Origin of the sequence: Neptuniibacter sp. 2_MG-2023, from assembly GCF_030547495.1 — a bacterium.
Lineage (GTDB): Bacteria > Pseudomonadota > Gammaproteobacteria > Pseudomonadales > Balneatricaceae > Neptuniibacter.
Genome location: NZ_JAUOQC010000017.1, coordinates 1 through 16,280 on the forward strand (window position 1 = coordinate 1; position 16,280 = coordinate 16,280).

Here is a 16,280-nt window from a genome sequence, read left to right on the forward strand (position 1 = left end):
GTGGTGCCCAGAGACGGAATCGAACCGCCGACACGAGGATTTTCAATCCTCTGCTCTACCGACTGAGCTATCTGGGCTACTCAAGTGGCGCGTATTAAACCGTCTTCGCGTAAAACTGTCAACCACTTGTTAGAAAAAAACTATTTCGAAGGGGGCACATAACCTTCGGCCTTTTCATAGTCGTCACCGGTCATGAATTTTTCCATCTCAGATTGAAGATATTCACGAGTTGATGGGTCCATAAGGCTTAAATGTTTTTCGTTAATAATCATGGTTTGATGGTCAGTCCACTCTTTCCATGCTTTTTTGGATACGTTGTCATAAATATCTTGGCCTTTAGGTCCTGGGTAGGGTGGACGATCTAACCCTTCAAGTTCCTCTTTGTATTTTCGACATAAAACAGTGCGGCTCATTTGTGACTCCGAAAGCGTTCATTTCTAGGTTATTAGTTAGCCAGTGATTCCAGTAGTTTTTTCACTGGTGCTGCTAGGCCAACATTTTCTGGTTGCTGTATGTTATACCAGAGCATAGGTTTTCCTTCCATGACACAGTCTGTAGGGGTATTTATTTGTGCTTGTACAGGTGTGATATCTAAATGGAAGTGACTAAAGGTATGGCGGATTGGAGCTAAGGTTTGTATAGACGCCTGATCTAGCTCTAAGCCTGTTTCATTGAAGGTATCTCTAAGATCAGCCACTTGTGGAAAACTCCATAAGCCGCCCCATAAACCACTAGGTGGGCGCTGATAAAGCAGTACTTCATTTTCTTTATGTTGTTGCAGGATCAACATATAGGTTTGTTTAATTGGCAGGGTCTTTTTCGGCTTAGGTGTAGGCAACTGATCGGTTTTACCTAACTCCCATGCTTTGCACCCTTGTTGTAGTGGGCAGAGTAAGCAGCTAGGTTTGCTCCGAGTACAAAGGGTTGCACCTAAGTCCATCATCGCTTGGGTGTAGTCTGCTACTCGTTCTTGAGGCGTATTTTGCTCTGCATATTGCCACAAGGTTTTCTGGTTTGCGGTTGTACCTGGCCAGCCTTCTATCGCATAGAAACGCGCGAGTACTCTTTTAACATTACCATCAAGAATAGGTGCCCACTTTCCAGTGCTGATCGATAAGATAGCGCCAGCAGTAGAGCGGCCTATTCCAGGTAGCGCTTCTAGTTCAAGAACGGTTTCGGGGAACTGTCCGTTGAGTTCATTGGCGACTATTTGGGCCGTTTTATGAAGATTGCGGGCACGGGCGTAATAGCCTAAGCCTGTCCATAAGTGTAGGACTTCATCTTGCTCAGCTTTAGCTAAAGAGTCCACAGTAGGAAAGCGTTCAATAAAGCGTTGGTAGTATGGAATAACCGTGGTGACTTGGGTCTGTTGAAGCATTATCTCCGAGATCCAAGTGTGGTAAGCGTCTTTGTTTTGCTGCCATGGAAGATCATGGCGGCCGTGCTGGTCAAACCAGTCCAGCACGGCGCTTGAGAAGTTCTCGGAGAACATTATATTTAGAAAAGCCCTTTAAGTTTGCTATCAAGCTTATCTTTAAGTTTTTCTTTAGCTTCTTCCTTCTTGGCTTCCACTTTTTCTTTCACTTCTGCTTTTTGAGCCTCAACTTTTTCCTTTACCTGATTTTTTAGCGCATCGCTAATAAAGCTGAAATCAGGTTTACACAGTTTTACCGGATCGGTATCAAAGCTACCTTTACAATCGATTGGAATCTCTACGCCTTCAAGTTTGTCAGGGAAAGAGCAGGTTTCCTTAAATAGATTCTTTTCGACCATAAAGCCTAAACGGTAATCAAGCAGCTGTTTAGGTAGGTTTACTGTACCTTTGCCGCTTAAGCTCATCGCATCCAGAGCGGCTTTTAAATCTTGGTTGTTAATGACACCATTTTTAATATTGGCGGATGCACCCATATTGGCAAACGGGGTGGATTTGTCGACTTCTGTTGTGTTAACACCAAGCGAACTAAGATTGTTAAGACCTTGGCAAACCGTTTGGGCCATATCGATACCGTGCAGTTCGCCATCTTTCATGTTGACGTCTGCTGTACCTGTAACGCTGTTAACAAAATCAAATACAGAGTTACCGCGTAAGGTTAAATTGGATTGAGAATTTAACGAACCGGTAAGCTGATCCACATCCGCGAGTGCTTTGAGCATGTCACCGATCTGGATACCTGAGATAGATTTCTGTGACGTAATGATCGGTGTGTTGTTGCGTACATCAATAGTTACATTATTTTTAACGCTACCTTTGTACAGATCCGCATCAATTTTGCTCGCTTTTATTAATCCATTATGAGCACTTACCTTTACTAAGATATTACTCACATCGAGGTTTGCGACATGTAATGCTTTTAGGCCAACGCTAAGGTCGAGAGCTAATGAGCGGAGAGTATCGATGGGTAATATTTCATCTTTTGAATAGCCGGTACTAGCCGTTGTTGAAGCACTTTTTTCTGCTGTAGAGGCTTCTGATGCTTTTTTATCTGTTGCTGGTGGCATGTAGCGATCAGCATCTAGTTTGTCGCCTTGAATATTCAGGCTGATGTTGCTGTTAGCGAGGTTAAAAGCTGCCGAACCACTGAACTTAGTGTCGTCCAAGGTTAGGTTCAATGTTTTAGCTGTTACTGTGTTGGCGGGACCTGCCAGCTCTGTATTGAAGCTAATGGCTGAGAGGGCATCAGAATCTGTAGTTTCAATCTCGGCTTGTCCTATAGAGGTCAATAATTTATTGAGATCAAAGGATGCTACAGATAGTTTACCAGTGATAATCGGTGCCGCGAAGCTACTTACCGCTAGATTACCTGTAGCTTTTAGATTTGCTAAGGAAAGGGTTAGGTCCGATAGGGTTAGCTGTTGTGTCGCTAAATTAGCTTCTATGTTTGCTGTGCTTGTGATCTCTAAGCTTTTGCCCGCTAAAGGTTTGCCCGATAAATTAAACTTACTATCTAGGCCTTTAATTTTGTAAAGCTGGTTATCAAGATCTAAGAAAAACTCAGCAGATAGATTAGCCGCAGCTTTTACCTGTTCTTCACCTTTGACTAGTTGTGTTGCATTGAAGCTCAACTCTGCAGGGAAAAAAGCATTAGTAACGACTTGGCCAGAACTCATATTAAAATCACTTAGCAGTGCTTGAGTGTCTGTGCTTTTATCTAAATAGTTAATATTACCGTTGCTTATTTGGATGCTATCTATATTAAGAGCAATCGCTGGAGATGATGACTTTTCCGTGCTGGTTTCAGTTTTCGTATTTGTCTCACTTTCACTAGAGACTGTACTGCTAACCTCTGCGATCCAGTTTGTTGAACCATCTTTCTCTTTAACAAGGTTTAACTGAAGCCCATCGACAACGATGCTCTTCATCTCAACCTTGCCTGAGATCAGTGCGGGAATACGAACCGCTAACTGTGCTTTGTTTAAGCTAGCTAGATCGTTTTTACCTGGGAACTTAACATCAATTTTATTAACTTCTAGCCCAAGCCAAGGAAAAACTGACCAGCCTATATCGCCATTGATTTTAAGCTCAATGCCGCCTTCTTTTAAAGCTGCTTTTTCAATTTCAGGCTTATATTCATTTGGGTCGAAAAACGCGCCGAGAATAGCACCACCGGCAACAATTAATACAATCACCAGTACGCCTAATCCAGCGACAAGTTTCAGCAAACCTTTCATTATTCTCTCCTTGGCTAGTGGTTTGATCTGTGAGGATAAACAGTATTAGTGAAGTTTCAATCTTTTACGCTTAAGAGGGGATGAATAAATTTTAATAGCAGACTTGGTTTTTGCCATTTTCCTTGGCTTTATAGAGAGCTTTGTCGGCTTGTTTTAGCATTAGCTCTTGGTCTGGGAAGTTTAAATCCAACTCGCCAATGCCCATACTTGCTGTGATGGTTAAGCTATCACTACTGGTGATTTGGACGTTTAATTGTTCAAGTAGCAATCTATAGCGCTCAGCGATAATAATAGCTCCAGCTGTTGTAGTTTCTGGAAGTATGATTAAAAACTCTTCGCCGCCATAACGGCAGATGATATCGCTGGTTCGTGAATTGTGTTCAAGCGTTTGCGCAGCCATTTTTAAAACCACATCACCTGAACCGTGACCATAAGTGTCATTAACTCTCTTGAAATTATCTAGGTCTAATATGATAAGGGATAGTGGGCGCTTTTTTCGTATAGTTTCAGTGCAAAGGTTGATTAACTGCTTAGTCCCTTCTCTGCGATTGTAGATGCCGGTCAGATCGTCATAGGAGGCTAAGTGTTGGAATTTATTTTCTAGATTTTTCTGTTCCGTAATATCAATGATCGCACCAATTAATCCAGCAACACTCCCTGTTTCATCACAAAAGGTTGCCTTATGCAGTTTGACATAGCTGCTATCTTTATCGGACCTATGAATAGGTGTTTCATTGATTTGAATCCCCGGCTCATTAATCAGTTGTTTATCTAAAGCTGTAAAAATATCAGCAACTTCAGGGGCAAAGAGTTGATATGCGGTTTTACCAATAATAACTTCCCTTTCGACCCCAACATATTCGGTATAGGCTTTATTGCAACCAAGGTATCTGCCATGAATATCTTTGTAATAGATAGGAAAAGGTAAAGCGTCTATCACTAAGAGTAGCGCTTTATTATTATCCCGCAAAAGTTGATGTAGCTTTGTATCATCCATCTGAATTATGTGCCTAGCTTATTTGCTCTCCTTTCAAGATAGTTCATCTATGCAACTTTTGCTTGAAACGAATGCTGATGTAACGGTGCATGGAGATGACTATGGTTGTATAATTGCTGCTCTGATAATACTAGCGGGAGATAACCATGGCGGAACGCACAGCCAAGGTAAGCCGAAACACTTTAGAGACACAAATTACTGTGTCCGTAAATATTGATGGTACTGGCCAATTTAAGGCAGACACCGGTGTGCCTTTTTTAGAGCATATGATGGAGCAGATCTCCCGTCATGGCCTTATTGATCTGGACATCCAGGCAAAAGGTGATAACCACATTGATGATCATCACACCGTAGAAGATATAGGAATTACCTTAGGCCAAGCGTTTAAAGAAGCGGTAGGTGATCGTAAAGGCATTATGCGTTATGGCCATGCTTATTGCCCGCTGGATGAAGCCTTGTCGCGTGTCGTTATCGACTTTTCCGGCCGTCCAGGTTTAGAGATGAAGGTTGATTTTACCCGTGGAAATATAGGGCGTTTTGATACTCAGCTGTTCTGGGAGTTCTTCCAAGGTTTTGTAAATCATGCCGGGGTTACGCTGCATGTGGATAACTTGAAAGGTTTTAATGCTCATCACCAAGCAGAAACGATTTTCAAAGCTTTCGGTCGTGCGCTACGTTATGCATTAGAGATAGATGCGCGTGCGGCTAATGTCATGCCATCTACAAAAGGGTGCCTATAAACTATGTCGAGTGTAGCTGTAATCGACTATGGAATGGGCAACTTGCACTCTGTTGCCAAAGCGTTGGAATTTGTTGAACCGGGTGTTGAGGTGCGTGTAACTGCAGATCCTGCTCTAGTGGCTAGTGCTGATCGTGTTATTTTGCCTGGTGTTGGTGCTATTCGTGATTGCGTTGCTGAGATGCTACGTCTTGGGGTTGATAAAGAAGTCACAGAGGCTATTGAGTCCGGTAAGCCGTTTTTAGGTATCTGTGTCGGTATGCAAGCGTTGATGGAGCATTCCGAAGAGAACGGTGGTGTTGAGTGTTTGTCACAGTTTGCGGGCAATGTGAAATACTTTGGTGATGACCTAAAGGAAAACGGCGAACGTCTAAAAGTACCACATATGGGTTGGAATGAGGTTTCTCAGTTAGGTGACCATCCTTTGTGGGCTGATATAGCTGATGGCAGCCGCTTCTATTTTGTCCACAGCTATTATGTGGAAGCAAAGCACCGCGATCTTGTGGCAGGTGTTTGTCATTATGGCAAGCAGTTTGATGTGGCGTTGGCGAGAGATAATGCTTTTGCCGTGCAGTTCCATCCAGAAAAAAGCTCAAAAGCGGGTCTGCAATTGTTGAAGAACTTCCTTAACTGGGACGGTAAAATCTAATGGCATTAGCAAAACGCATTATTCCCTGCTTAGACGTAGAAAACGGTCGCGTTGTTAAGGGTGTTCAGTTTGTCGATATTCGTGATGCGGGGGATCCTGTGGAAGTAGCTAAACGCTATGATGAACAGGGGGCTGATGAGATCACTTTTCTTGATATCACTGCAACTCACGAAGGTCGTGACACTATGGTTCATACGGTAGAACGTATGGCTTCTCAAGTGTTTATCCCACTGACGGTTGGCGGCGGTATTCGTACCTGCGATGATATACGCACTATGCTTAATGCGGGTGCAGATAAAGTCTCGATTAACTCTGCTGCAGTATTTAATCCTGAATTTGTAAAAGAAGCCGCCGACCGCTTTGGTTCTCAGTGTATTGTGGTCGCAATTGATGCCAAGAAAGTTTCTACCGAGGGTGAAGAGAACCGTTGGGAGATTTTTACCCACGGTGGGCGAAAACCTACAGGTATTGATGCGGTCGAATGGGCGCAAAAAATGGTTGAGTTAGGTGCTGGTGAGATATTGCTAACCTCTATGGATCAGGATGGGGTGAAAAATGGTTATGATCTTGAAGTCACGCGTGCAATCAGTGAAGCGGTAAATGTGCCGATTATTGCTTCTGGTGGCGTTGGTAATTTAGATCATCTTGTTGAAGGCTGTATTGAAGGAAAGGCGGATGCTGTCTTAGCGGCTTCAATCTTCCATTTTAATGAGTACTCTATTCCTCAAGCAAAAGAACATATGCGTAAAAATGGTATCGAGGTTCGCCTTTAATATCCTTTTTCGAACTGTAGGTTAAGTAAAGCTCCGAAAGGGGCTTTTTTATTGTCTGCGGCCAAGAGAATGGGCCTTTTTATGATTGAGTTGCACTCAGAATATGGGTCTATATCGTTATGATTTATGTAACAGCTGAACTAAATCAACTCTTTTATTAATAATATACGATTGTTTTATTGATGATACTTGTTGATAGAGGCTAAAGTACTACGACATGTTATTTTTACAGAGGTATCGGCATGAACACTAAAAACAATAAACGTCTTTATCGTCGCGCTAAGATTCAATTTTGTTTAGCGATCGCGATCAGTCTTACCTCCTTTTCAGCTTCTGCTGCTTTACTTCAGATGCATGAAGATGAACTGTTAAATTCTTGTCATTTGTTACATAAGAATCCAGCTTCAGAAGAGGCTCTTGCTTGCGCGACCTATATCAGCGGATTTTTAGATGGTGCATTAGTTACAGATAAGAATAATGCCGATGAGCTAAAACAGGCGGAAAAAAGTGGCTTTATGGAGCGGGCATTACGTACGCGATTGGGCGATCGAGGTTCGGATGATAGCTACCTTCATTTCTGTGTGCCTAGTTCAAAAGCTAGAGCGGATGTGATTGAGCAATTAGCACCTTATCTTTCTGATAGAGATGATGATGCGACAGCGCTTAAAAATTCTATTTTCACCGGCCTTAAATCAGAATTTCCCTGCCAAAAAACACCTAAATAAGTAGTGTTCTTACCCTTCCCTGAGACAATGGGAAGGGTTTTTATACACTTAAGTTGTTAGGCAAGTAGAAGAACTTTTTTCACCAGTTTTTCAATACCGGCCGCTGCTTCAGTGATTGAGCCTGCAAGCATATAGGCGGGTGTTGTTACGACTTTTAGAGTTTCATCGACCACAATATCGTTAACTGCGCAGTTGATATGAGTGCCGCCCATCGCTTCTGCAGTCTGAATTGTGTCTATATCGTTCCCAAGGGTGAATTTAACGTCATTTCCGAATAGAAGTGGACTAATCGCTGGCGTTATACAGATCAAACCTACCGGTTTGCCTGCTTTATGCATTGCTTGAGTAAAAGCTGCAACATCGCCATTGACCTGACAGTTGGAGCCATTGATTGCAAAATCAGATAAATTCTTCGCGGCTCCAAAGCCACCAGGAATGATTAATGCGTCATAGTCTTCCGCTTTTGCTGTTGCTAAGTCGATAATATCACCCCGGGCTAGGCGGGCGGCTTCAGTGAGCACGTTACGCTTTTCATTCTCTGCAATGTCGCCACTCAGATGGTTGATAACATGAAATTGTTCGATATTAGGAGCCATACATTGATATTCAGCCCCATTTTTTGCAATTTCTAATAGAGTGAGCACTGATTCATAAATTTCAGAACCATCATAAACACCACAGCCTGATAAAATCACAGCGATTTTTTTCATAACTTTAAGTCCTTTAACTTTGCATCATATGAGTTCGGTCATACCCTTTTGGGTAGAGATTAAGATAAGATCTATTTTATTACTATTATGATAAAGAATGACCGAAAAATAGGTTTAAACTCAGTTTTAAGTCCTGATGTCATATGCTTGTCATCTTTTTTATGTCCAATCACCTATCTATATTAGAAGGGAGTTACCGTGTCCTTTAATAACAGCCAGCGCTTTTTTCCAGAAACCCGTATGCGTCGTATGCGTGCGAGTGATTTCTCACGTCGCCTTATGCGAGAGAACGTTCTGACGCCAGATGATCTCATCTATCCAGTTTTTGTCATTGAAGGGCAAAATGAAACTGAACAGGTTGCTTCTATGCCTGGTGTTGAGCGGATGAGTATCGATCTATTGGTCAAGGAAGCTAAAGAGCTGAGTTCGTTGGGTGTACCCGCGATGGCGTTATTTCCTGTGACCCCTCTTAATGTAAAAACAGAATTTGCGGAAGAAGCGTATAACCCTGACGGTCTTGCTCAGCGCGCAGTTAAAGCGATTAAAGATGCCTGTCCGGATATGGGTATTATGACGGACGTGGCGCTTGATCCATTTACTACCCATGGACAGGACGGCATCATCGATGAGACGGGTTATGTTCTTAATGACCGCACAGTTGATACGTTAATTCAGCAAGCGGTCTCCCATGCTGAAGCGGGTGCAGACGTGATTGCGCCGAGCGATATGATGGATGGTCGTATAGGTGCTATTCGCGATGAGCTAGAAAGTGGAGGCTTTGTTAATACGCTGATCATGGCCTACTCTGCTAAATACGCAAGTGCTTACTACGGACCTTTCCGTGACGCTGTAGGCTCTGCAGGGAATATAGGTAAAGGTAACAAGTTTAGTTATCAAATGGACCCCGCGAACAGTGACGAAGCTTTACATGAAGTTGCATTGGATTTAGCTGAAGGCGCAGATATGGTCATGGTTAAACCAGGGATGCCATATTTAGATATTGTCCGTCGCGTAAAAGATGAATTAAAAGCACCTACTTATGCTTATCAGGTAAGTGGTGAATACGCTATGCATATGGCAGCTTTCCAAAATGGTTGGCTGGATGAGCGTAGTGTGATGTTGGAATCTCTTGTCGCATTTAAGCGTGCTGGGGCTGATGGTGTGCTGACATATTTTGCTAAACGTGTTGCACAGTTATTAAATGAGTAATCAGTCTACTATTGTTTAGGCTGAAATGATCAAGGAAATAGGCTGAGTTAGTATGGTTGATACAGTTGAACAGAATGAAGCGGCAACGGCGCTTGCACAAAGTGAAGCCGCCGCGGCGTTTGAGCAGAGGGAAGCTGCAGCCGCACTGCTGGAAAGTCGTGAAAGTGTAGCGATTACAGAGCAGGAAGTTGAAGAGACACCGGTCGATTTAAAGGCGCCTGAGTTATATATCAACCGAGAGCTGAGCCATCTTCAATTTAATATTCGCGTACTTGAACAAGCGTTGGATGAGCAACATCCTCTGCTAGAGCGCTTGATGTTTCTCTTGATCTTTTCTAGCAATCTTGATGAGTTTTTTGAGATTCGTGTTGCTGAGCAGATGAAGCAGCTTAAATATGGCCGAGAAGCGGTAGGACCTGATGCGATGCACCCTAAAACAGTGCTAGATCGTATTAGTGAGATCTGCCACTTGGTCGTTGATCGTCAATATCGAATCTTAAATGATATGCTCTTCTTGGAGATGGAGAAGGAGGATATCCACTTTATTCGACGTCATTTATGGACGGATGACCAGAAAGCTTGGGTCGAAAATTATTTTCAAGAAAAAGTCGTACCGGTTATTAGCCCTGTTGGCTTAGACCCATCACACCCTTTTCCACGTCTTGTTAATAAAAGTTTAAACTTTATTGTGGAATTAGATGGTAAAGATGCCTTTGGTCGTGAAACTGGTATGGCTATTATTCCTGCGCCTCGCTCTCTGCCGCGCTTAATTCGTCTTCCCGATGAGCTGTGTGATGGGGGGGATAATCTTATCTTTCTCTCCTCTATTATCCATGAATTTGCAGATGAACTGTTCCCTGGCATGAAGGTAGAAGGTTGCTTCCAGTTCCGTATTACCCGTAATGCGGATATGACCTTTGATATGGAAGAGGTGGAAGATCTTGCAAATACATTACGTGGTGAGCTTCATTCGCGTAAGTATGGTGATGCTGTACGACTTGAGGTTGACCAGCGTACCCCGGAAGAGCTGATCGCATTTTTGCAGAAAGAGTACAAGCTTGATGAGTCTCAGACCTACCGTGTTAATGGCCCGGTGAACCTGACGCGTCTAATGGCGGTTCGAGATTTGGTTGAACGTAATGATCTACGTTGGAAGCCTTTCTCACCCGGTGTGCCTGGTAAGCTTAAAGGGGATAATGCCTTTGAAGCGCTTAAATCTGGCGATCAGCTTTTGATGCACCCATTCCAATCATTCACGCCAGTGGTCGATCTACTCCGTCAAGCGGCGAAAGACCCTGATGTGGTTGCAATTAAGCAGACGCTTTACCGTACGGGTGTTAAATCCGACATTGTTAACGCGTTAGTGGAAGCTGCACGGTCTGGGAAAGAAGTAACTGTTGTTATTGAGCTTAGAGCGCGTTTTGATGAAGAGAGCAACCTGCATTTAGCGGCACGGCTGCAAGAGGCAGGCTGTCTTGTTGTGTATGGTGTGGTTGGCTATAAGTGTCACGCGAAAGCGATGTTGATCATTCGCGAAGAGGGGCAAAAGTTGGTGCGTTACTCCCACTTAGGGACAGGTAACTACCACTCAGGCACCGCCCGTTTGTATACAGATTATAGTTATCTCACCGCGGATCAAGATGTAGGTGAAGATGTACATAAGGTTTTCCAGCAGCTTACGGGTATGGGTAAAATACAGAAGCTTAAAAAGCTGTATAACGCACCTTTTACATTGCATGCAAAAATGATCGAGCTAATTCGTAATGAAACCCGTTTAGCTAAATCAGGAAAGCAGGGCCATATTATGGTCAAAGTTAATGGTTTAACTGAGCCTAAGATGATTCGAGCGCTTTATGAAGCGTCGGCTGCGGGCGTTAAAATTGATCTGATTATTCGTGGTATGTGTCGCTTACGCCCTGGTATTGAAGGGCTATCTGATAATATTCATGTGCGTTCTATTATTGGTCGTTTCTTAGAGCATACCCGAGTTTACTATTTTGGTAATAATGGTAAGCCCGAGGTGTTTTGTGCAAGTGCCGATTGGATGGAGCGTAACATGCTTAATCGTGTGGAAACCGGCTTCCAAGTATTTGGAAAGCATGCGGAACGTTTGAAGCGTGAACTGGATTACTATATGAAAGATAACTGCCAAAGCTGGGAATTGCAGGCGGATGGTAGTTATTTGCAAAACCAGCCAGCTGAAGATGAAGAGGTCTTCTCTGCGCAACAAACATTGCTTGAAGAGTTTGCACGATAACGATAAGTGTAAATCTTAAGTGAATAAAAAGCCCAGCTCAGCGTTGGGTTTTTTTGTGCTTGTTGTTATCGAGCAATCTTAATGATCAGGATCTAATAACGCGCTATAACCCTCTTTATAGCTAGGATATTTAAAGCTGTAGCCACTCTCTTTTAAGCGTTGATTGCTACAGCGTTTGCTTCCTGCCCGTCGAGAAGCCGATTCGGAGATGACCTTAATGCTGAGTTGTTGTGCCATCCAATGGGTTACATCATACATTGTGGCAGGAGTATCGTCGGTTGCGAGGTAGATAGTCTCAAGAGGCTCATCATTTAAGGCTTTTGTGATTAAGTGTGCAAGAACACCCGCACAGTCATCGCGATGAATCCTATTTGTAAATTGGGTAGGGGATTCAGGAGCTACATCTCCCCGGCTTACCCTGTTTAATAAGTGATTACGATTCGGTCCATAAATTCCAGTAAAGCGTACCGCCGTTGCCGGATACTCTGTACTTAACGCTGTTTGTTCCGCTTCTAGCATTATCTGCCCACTAAACGCAGAGGGTAAACAAGGACTCTGTTCATCAACCCAGCCGTGATCATTTTGGTGATAGACGCCTGAGCTAGAGGTAAAAAATAGATGTTTAGGTGGAGTGTCTAGGCTGTTAATAATATTTTTTAGGCCATCGACATAGGTTTGTTGATAAGCTTCAGGGGTAAAGCTGGGTGCAGAGGCTGCATAAACTACAATATCGCAATGAATACCTTGTAACTTTGCTTTCAGATCATCAAATTGTGATAGATCTGCGCTTATTCCTTGGATGCCTTGTGGAAGCTGGTTTATATTACGTCTCAGGCCAATGACTTCTTTCCCTTGAGTAGTTAATAACTGACCTAAGGTTGAACCTACATCGCCACAACCTGCGATCAGAATAGTGTGTTGTTGTGTATTCAGTTGCATAAGGCCTCCAATTAACCAAATGGCATCATAGCAAAGGATAACGCTGAATGACTCTAACAGAACTGCGATATATCGTGACGTTGGCCCGAGAACAGCATTTTGGCCACGCTGCAGAAAAATGCTTTGTCAGCCAGCCCACCTTATCTATCGCGGTCAAGAAATTAGAAGAGGAGCTAGGTGTTCCTCTATTTGAACGTAGTAAAAACTCAGTTCGTTTGACGCCTGTAGGCGAAAAAGTTGTCCAGCAGGCGCAACGCGTTCTCGAGCAGGCTGACACAATCAAAGATTTGGCACTTGAGGGTAAAGATCAACTTAAAAGCCCATTAAGAGTCGGTGCTATCTATACGATTGGACCTTATCTATTTCCCCATCTCGTCTCTCAAGTGCAGAAGCTAGCGCCAGATATGCCGCTGTATATTGAAGAAAACTTCACAGAAAGCCTACGTTTGAAAATTCGGAATGGTGAGTTGGATGCCATTATTGTTGCTTTGCCTTTTAGTGAACCGGATATCCTTACTCGCCCTTTATATGATGAAGATTTTGAGATGTTGATGCCAAAGAACCATCCTTGGGCGCAATATAAAACGATCAACAGTGAAGACCTGCCGCAAACGCCTTTGCTGCTGCTGGGTGAGGGGCACTGTTTTCGCGATCAAGTGTTGGAGTCTTGTCCAACCTTATCGCAAACGCTCCATGACCAACACACTATTACCGAGGGGAGTTCACTCGAAACTATACGTATGATGGTGGGTTCTGGATTGGGTTGTTCCGTACTGCCTCAGTCGGCTGTTTATGGCCCCGCTTCTTCAGATCTTGTTGTTACACGTCCCTTTAAAGACCCCGTGCCTCAGCGAACAGTTGGTGTTGCATGGCGTGCGAGCTATCCTCGGCCGCAGGCAATTGATGTATTGATTGATGCGATTGGTAGTTTTAACCCTGCGAGTAAACAATGACGACATCTCTAGCCGGTATACCGGTTAGCGAGCTTAAAGGTGTAGGAGCTGCACTAGAAATTAAGCTCCATAACTTAGGTATTCGTACCTTGCAGGATCTCCTTTTTCACCTGCCTTTACGATACCAAGATCGAACGCATATTGTGCCTATAGGTGCTTTAAGGCCGGGAGATGAATGTGTTGTTGAGGGTGAGGTAAAGCTTGCTGATGTGAGCAAAGGGCGCCGCCGTAGTTTGCTTTGTCGGATTCAAGATGGGACAGGTATGCTGACCCTACGCTTTTTTCATTTCTCTGCGGCACAGAAGAATAACCTTAAACCGGGGGTACGGATCCGCTGTTTTGGTGAGGCACGTACTGGTGCTAATGGTTTAGAGATTGTTCACCCTGAATACAAAAAGGTTGATCCTGATGACCTTGTGCCTGTGGAGGAGCATTTAACACCGATTTACCCCACGACTGAAGGGCTTCATCAAGGACGTTTACGCGCCTTAACTGAGCAAGCACTAGGTTACCTTGAGCAAGGTGCTTTACAGGAACTTGTTCCCGAATCTTTAAGACAAGGTTGGCAGTTTCCCGGCTTGGATAGTGCCGTTGCTTTTCTACATCGACCTCCGGTTGATGCAGAAAAACAACTTTTATTAGAAGGTATGCATCCAGCGCAGAGACGTTTGGCGTTTGAGGAGCTGCTAGCCCACCACCTATCGCTGTTGAAGCTACGTCAAAAAACACGTCAAAAAGGGGCTCCAGAGTTGCCGGGCAGTGGTGAGCTGAAAGCCAAGTTTCTAAATCAGCTGCCTTTTCCGTTGACCGGTGCTCAAACTCGGGTTAGTGATGAAGTCGCTGCTGACCTCTCTCAGGCCTTCCCTATGCTGCGACTGGTGCAAGGAGATGTAGGTTCCGGCAAAACGATTGTGGCGGCCCTAGCGGCCATTCAGTCCGTCGAGAGTGGGCTTCAAGCTGCGGTGATGGCTCCTACTGAGATTCTTGCGGAACAGCACTTTTTGAACTTTAGTCAATGGCTGGAGCCTTTAGGGGTCAAAGTTGCGTGGTTGGCAGGTAAGCTAAAAGGTAAAGCGCGAAAAGAGCAGCTTGAATTAATCCGTAGTGGTGAGGCGCGCGTGGTTGTAGGTACCCATGCGCTATTTCAGGAAGAGGTCGTGTTTTTCGATTTAGGGTTGATAGTGATTGATGAGCAGCATCGTTTTGGTGTACATCAACGCCTCTCTTTACGGGAGAAAGGCCGTAATGGTGAATTGGCGCCTCATCAGTTAATTATGACAGCCACACCTATCCCTCGTACGTTAACAATGAGCGCTTACGCTGATTTAGATTGCTCAATTATTGATGAATTACCACCCGGCCGCACACCTGTTAATACAGTGGTGATTGCTGATAACCGTCGCGAAGAAGTTATCCTGCGGGTGAGAAATGCATGTAAAGATCAGCGTCAGGTTTATTGGGTGTGTACGTTGATCGAAGAATCTGAAGCCTTGCAATGTCAAGCGGCAGAGGTCACAGCTGAAACGTTAAAAGAAACTTTATCCGAACTAAGAGTGGGTTTAGTACATGGTCGTATGAAGCCTGCAGAAAAAGCAGACATTATGCGTCAGTTTAAAGCGGCTGAGCTGGATCTGCTGGTGGCCACTACGGTGATTGAAGTGGGTGTGGATGTACCTAATGCCAGTGTGATGATTATAGAAAATCCCGAGCGGCTCGGTTTAGCTCAGCTCCATCAGCTGCGGGGACGTGTAGGGCGAGGCTCGGTAGAGAGCCATTGTGTGCTGATGTACCATGCGCCACTCTCCAAACAGGGGCGTGAGCGACTGAGTGTAATGCGAGAAACAACCGATGGCTTCCGTATCGCTGAGAAAGATCTTGAATTACGTGGCCCCGGTGAAGTTTTAGGAACAAGACAGACAGGCGTGATGCAGTTTAAAATGGCCGATCTGCAGCGGGATTCAGATCTATTAAGCCGAGTTAAAATGCTCGCCTCTCACATGCAAGACTGGCCTGACAGTTCTGAATCTCTGGTCCAGCGTTGGTTAGGTCGGGGTGAGGATTATGGCAACGTATAATTATTCCAAATATTAATAAGCCTTCGCTGATAGATAGTTGTGATATTCCATTGATAATGAGAAGTGCTTTGATTAAACCGACAGAACAGCAATTAGAACTTATATGCCAGCAACTAGGGCGTACACCACGTGGATTAGCAGGAATTGCCGTACAGAATGAGCAGGGTGTTCCCCTTGTTTTACAGATGGAGGCTTTAGTTGATGATAAGCCGTTCCCGACCCTATTTTGGTTATCGAGCAAAGATATCTATCAAGCGATAGCGGAGATTGAGACTTCAGGAGCTGTAAAGCAGTTGGAGCAGGAGTTGCTGGAGGATGAAGCTCTTCTTACTGAACACCTTGCTGATCAGCAGCGTTATGTGGATCTGCGCTGGTCCACCGTAACTGATGATCAAAAATCACGAATTGATCATTTAGGTTTTACTCATCTCTATCAACAGTATGGGATCGGCGGTATCTCCCAGTGGGACAAAATCCGCTGCCTGCATATGCAGTATGCCTATCATCTGGCTGAAGGCTCGGTGATTGGACGAATATTAGATCAGCGCTTTGATCTTGCCTCCCTACAAACAACGCGTTAAATGA

The 16,280-nt window shown here is 44.2% G+C and carries 15 protein-coding genes and 1 tRNA gene; 9 read left to right on the forward strand and 7 right to left on the reverse strand.

Annotation, left to right across the window (positions count from 1 at the left end; all coding sequences use genetic code 11):
- Nucleotide 1: 1 nt before the first annotated feature.
- From Q4486_RS13995 to Q4486_RS14015, 5 genes are all read right to left on the reverse strand, one after another.
- A tRNA-Phe gene (locus Q4486_RS13995) sits at nucleotides 2-77 on the reverse strand.
- A gap of 63 nt (nucleotides 78-140) precedes the next feature.
- Nucleotides 141-413 (reverse strand): oxidative damage protection protein, encoded by a 273-nt coding sequence (locus tag Q4486_RS14000; RefSeq protein WP_067984955.1) that lies wholly within the window; start codon nucleotides 411-413, stop codon nucleotides 141-143.
- 32 nt (nucleotides 414-445) lie between these two features.
- On the reverse strand, nucleotides 446-1,492 hold the full coding sequence (gene mutY / locus Q4486_RS14005; RefSeq protein ID WP_303519842.1) for an A/G-specific adenine glycosylase: 1,047 nt from the start codon (nucleotides 1,490-1,492) through the stop codon (nucleotides 446-448).
- Between the two features lie 5 nt (nucleotides 1,493-1,497).
- Nucleotides 1,498-3,669 (reverse strand): AsmA family protein, encoded by a 2,172-nt coding sequence (locus Q4486_RS14010; protein ID WP_303519843.1) that lies wholly within the window; start codon nucleotides 3,667-3,669, stop codon nucleotides 1,498-1,500.
- Nucleotides 3,670-3,760: 91 nt separating this feature from the next.
- Nucleotides 3,761-4,666 (reverse strand): GGDEF domain-containing protein, encoded by a 906-nt coding sequence (locus Q4486_RS14015; RefSeq protein ID WP_303417816.1) that lies wholly within the window; start codon nucleotides 4,664-4,666, stop codon nucleotides 3,761-3,763.
- Nucleotides 4,667-4,812: 146 nt separating this feature from the next.
- On the opposite strand from Q4486_RS14015, the gene hisB reads away from it, so the two are divergent.
- The 4 genes from hisB to Q4486_RS14035 all read left to right on the forward strand — a co-directional run bounded on the left by hisB (nucleotide 4,813) and on the right by Q4486_RS14035 (nucleotide 7,552).
- Nucleotides 4,813-5,406 (forward strand): imidazoleglycerol-phosphate dehydratase HisB, encoded by a 594-nt coding sequence (hisB, locus tag Q4486_RS14020; protein ID WP_067868783.1) that lies wholly within the window; start codon nucleotides 4,813-4,815, stop codon nucleotides 5,404-5,406.
- Nucleotides 5,407-5,409: 3 nt separating this feature from the next.
- A complete protein-coding gene (gene hisH, locus Q4486_RS14025) occupies nucleotides 5,410-6,054 on the forward strand; it encodes an imidazole glycerol phosphate synthase subunit HisH (RefSeq protein WP_303417813.1) in 645 nt (214 codons plus the stop codon).
- Nucleotides 6,054-6,827: an imidazole glycerol phosphate synthase subunit HisF gene (hisF, locus tag Q4486_RS14030; RefSeq protein WP_303519844.1), complete on the forward strand. Its 774-nt coding sequence runs from the start codon at nucleotides 6,054-6,056 to the stop codon at nucleotides 6,825-6,827. Before hisH ends, hisF begins: the two co-directional genes overlap by 1 nt.
- Nucleotides 6,828-7,069: 242 nt before the next feature.
- A complete protein-coding gene (locus tag Q4486_RS14035) occupies nucleotides 7,070-7,552 on the forward strand; it encodes a hypothetical protein (RefSeq protein WP_303417808.1) in 483 nt (160 codons plus the stop codon).
- Between the two features lie 56 nt (nucleotides 7,553-7,608).
- On the opposite strand, the gene elbB is transcribed toward Q4486_RS14035, so the two are convergent.
- Entirely contained in the window at nucleotides 7,609-8,262 is a 654-nt protein-coding gene (elbB, locus tag Q4486_RS14040; protein ID WP_303519845.1) for an isoprenoid biosynthesis glyoxalase ElbB, read from the reverse strand.
- A gap of 198 nt (nucleotides 8,263-8,460) precedes the next feature.
- Between elbB and hemB the strand changes: the two genes are divergently transcribed.
- Both hemB and ppk1 read left to right on the forward strand, forming a co-directional pair.
- Nucleotides 8,461-9,471: a porphobilinogen synthase gene (gene hemB / locus Q4486_RS14045; RefSeq protein WP_303417804.1), complete on the forward strand. Its 1,011-nt coding sequence runs from the start codon at nucleotides 8,461-8,463 to the stop codon at nucleotides 9,469-9,471.
- Nucleotides 9,472-9,523: 52 nt separating this feature from the next.
- Complete coding sequence (gene ppk1, locus Q4486_RS14050; RefSeq protein ID WP_303417802.1) at nucleotides 9,524-11,728, forward strand: polyphosphate kinase 1; 2,205 nt, start codon at nucleotides 9,524-9,526, stop codon at nucleotides 11,726-11,728.
- 78 nt (nucleotides 11,729-11,806) lie between these two features.
- On the opposite strand, the gene Q4486_RS14055 is transcribed toward ppk1, so the two are convergent.
- Nucleotides 11,807-12,667, reverse strand: coding sequence for an SDR family oxidoreductase (locus tag Q4486_RS14055; protein ID WP_303519846.1), 861 nt, complete (start codon nucleotides 12,665-12,667; stop codon nucleotides 11,807-11,809).
- A 47-nt stretch (nucleotides 12,668-12,714) separates the two neighbouring features.
- Between Q4486_RS14055 and Q4486_RS14060 the strand changes: the two genes are divergently transcribed.
- The 3 genes from Q4486_RS14060 to Q4486_RS14070 all read left to right on the forward strand — a co-directional run bounded on the left by Q4486_RS14060 (nucleotide 12,715) and on the right by Q4486_RS14070 (nucleotide 16,276).
- Nucleotides 12,715-13,620: a hydrogen peroxide-inducible genes activator gene (locus tag Q4486_RS14060; protein WP_303417798.1), complete on the forward strand. Its 906-nt coding sequence runs from the start codon at nucleotides 12,715-12,717 to the stop codon at nucleotides 13,618-13,620.
- Nucleotides 13,617-15,695 (forward strand): ATP-dependent DNA helicase RecG, encoded by a 2,079-nt coding sequence (recG, locus tag Q4486_RS14065; protein WP_303519848.1) that lies wholly within the window; start codon nucleotides 13,617-13,619, stop codon nucleotides 15,693-15,695. The genes Q4486_RS14060 and recG overlap by 4 nt, the downstream gene beginning before the upstream one ends.
- A gap of 68 nt (nucleotides 15,696-15,763) precedes the next feature.
- Nucleotides 15,764-16,276 (forward strand): DUF501 domain-containing protein, encoded by a 513-nt coding sequence (locus Q4486_RS14070; RefSeq protein WP_303519849.1) that lies wholly within the window; start codon nucleotides 15,764-15,766, stop codon nucleotides 16,274-16,276.
- The last annotated feature ends 4 nt before the right edge of the window (nucleotides 16,277-16,280 follow it).

Excerpts from the sequence above, each read along its gene's own strand:
- Q4486_RS14015 (WP_303417816.1), bottom strand. The coding sequence starts at position 4,666 with ATGGATGATACAAAGCTACATCAACTTTTGCGGGATAATAATAAAGCG.
- hisB (WP_067868783.1), top strand. The coding sequence starts at position 4,813 with ATGGCGGAACGCACAGCCAAGGTAAGCCGAAACACTTTAGAGACACAA.
- Q4486_RS14035 (WP_303417808.1), top strand. The coding sequence starts at position 7,070 with ATGAACACTAAAAACAATAAACGTCTTTATCGTCGCGCTAAGATTCAA.
- hisH (WP_303417813.1), top strand. The coding sequence starts at position 5,410 with ATGTCGAGTGTAGCTGTAATCGACTATGGAATGGGCAACTTGCACTCT.
- Q4486_RS14055 (WP_303519846.1), bottom strand. The coding sequence starts at position 12,667 with ATGCAACTGAATACACAACAACACACTATTCTGATCGCAGGTTGTGGC.
- recG (WP_303519848.1), top strand. The coding sequence starts at position 13,617 with ATGACGACATCTCTAGCCGGTATACCGGTTAGCGAGCTTAAAGGTGTA.
- ppk1 (WP_303417802.1), top strand. The coding sequence starts at position 9,524 with ATGGTTGATACAGTTGAACAGAATGAAGCGGCAACGGCGCTTGCACAA.
- hisF (WP_303519844.1), top strand. The coding sequence starts at position 6,054 with ATGGCATTAGCAAAACGCATTATTCCCTGCTTAGACGTAGAAAACGGT.
- mutY (WP_303519842.1), bottom strand. The coding sequence starts at position 1,492 with ATGTTCTCCGAGAACTTCTCAAGCGCCGTGCTGGACTGGTTTGACCAG.
- elbB (WP_303519845.1), bottom strand. The coding sequence starts at position 8,262 with ATGAAAAAAATCGCTGTGATTTTATCAGGCTGTGGTGTTTATGATGGT.
- Q4486_RS14000 (WP_067984955.1), bottom strand. The coding sequence starts at position 413 with ATGAGCCGCACTGTTTTATGTCGAAAATACAAAGAGGAACTTGAAGGG.
- Q4486_RS14010 (WP_303519843.1), bottom strand. The coding sequence starts at position 3,669 with ATGAAAGGTTTGCTGAAACTTGTCGCTGGATTAGGCGTACTGGTGATT.
- Q4486_RS14060 (WP_303417798.1), top strand. The coding sequence starts at position 12,715 with ATGACTCTAACAGAACTGCGATATATCGTGACGTTGGCCCGAGAACAG.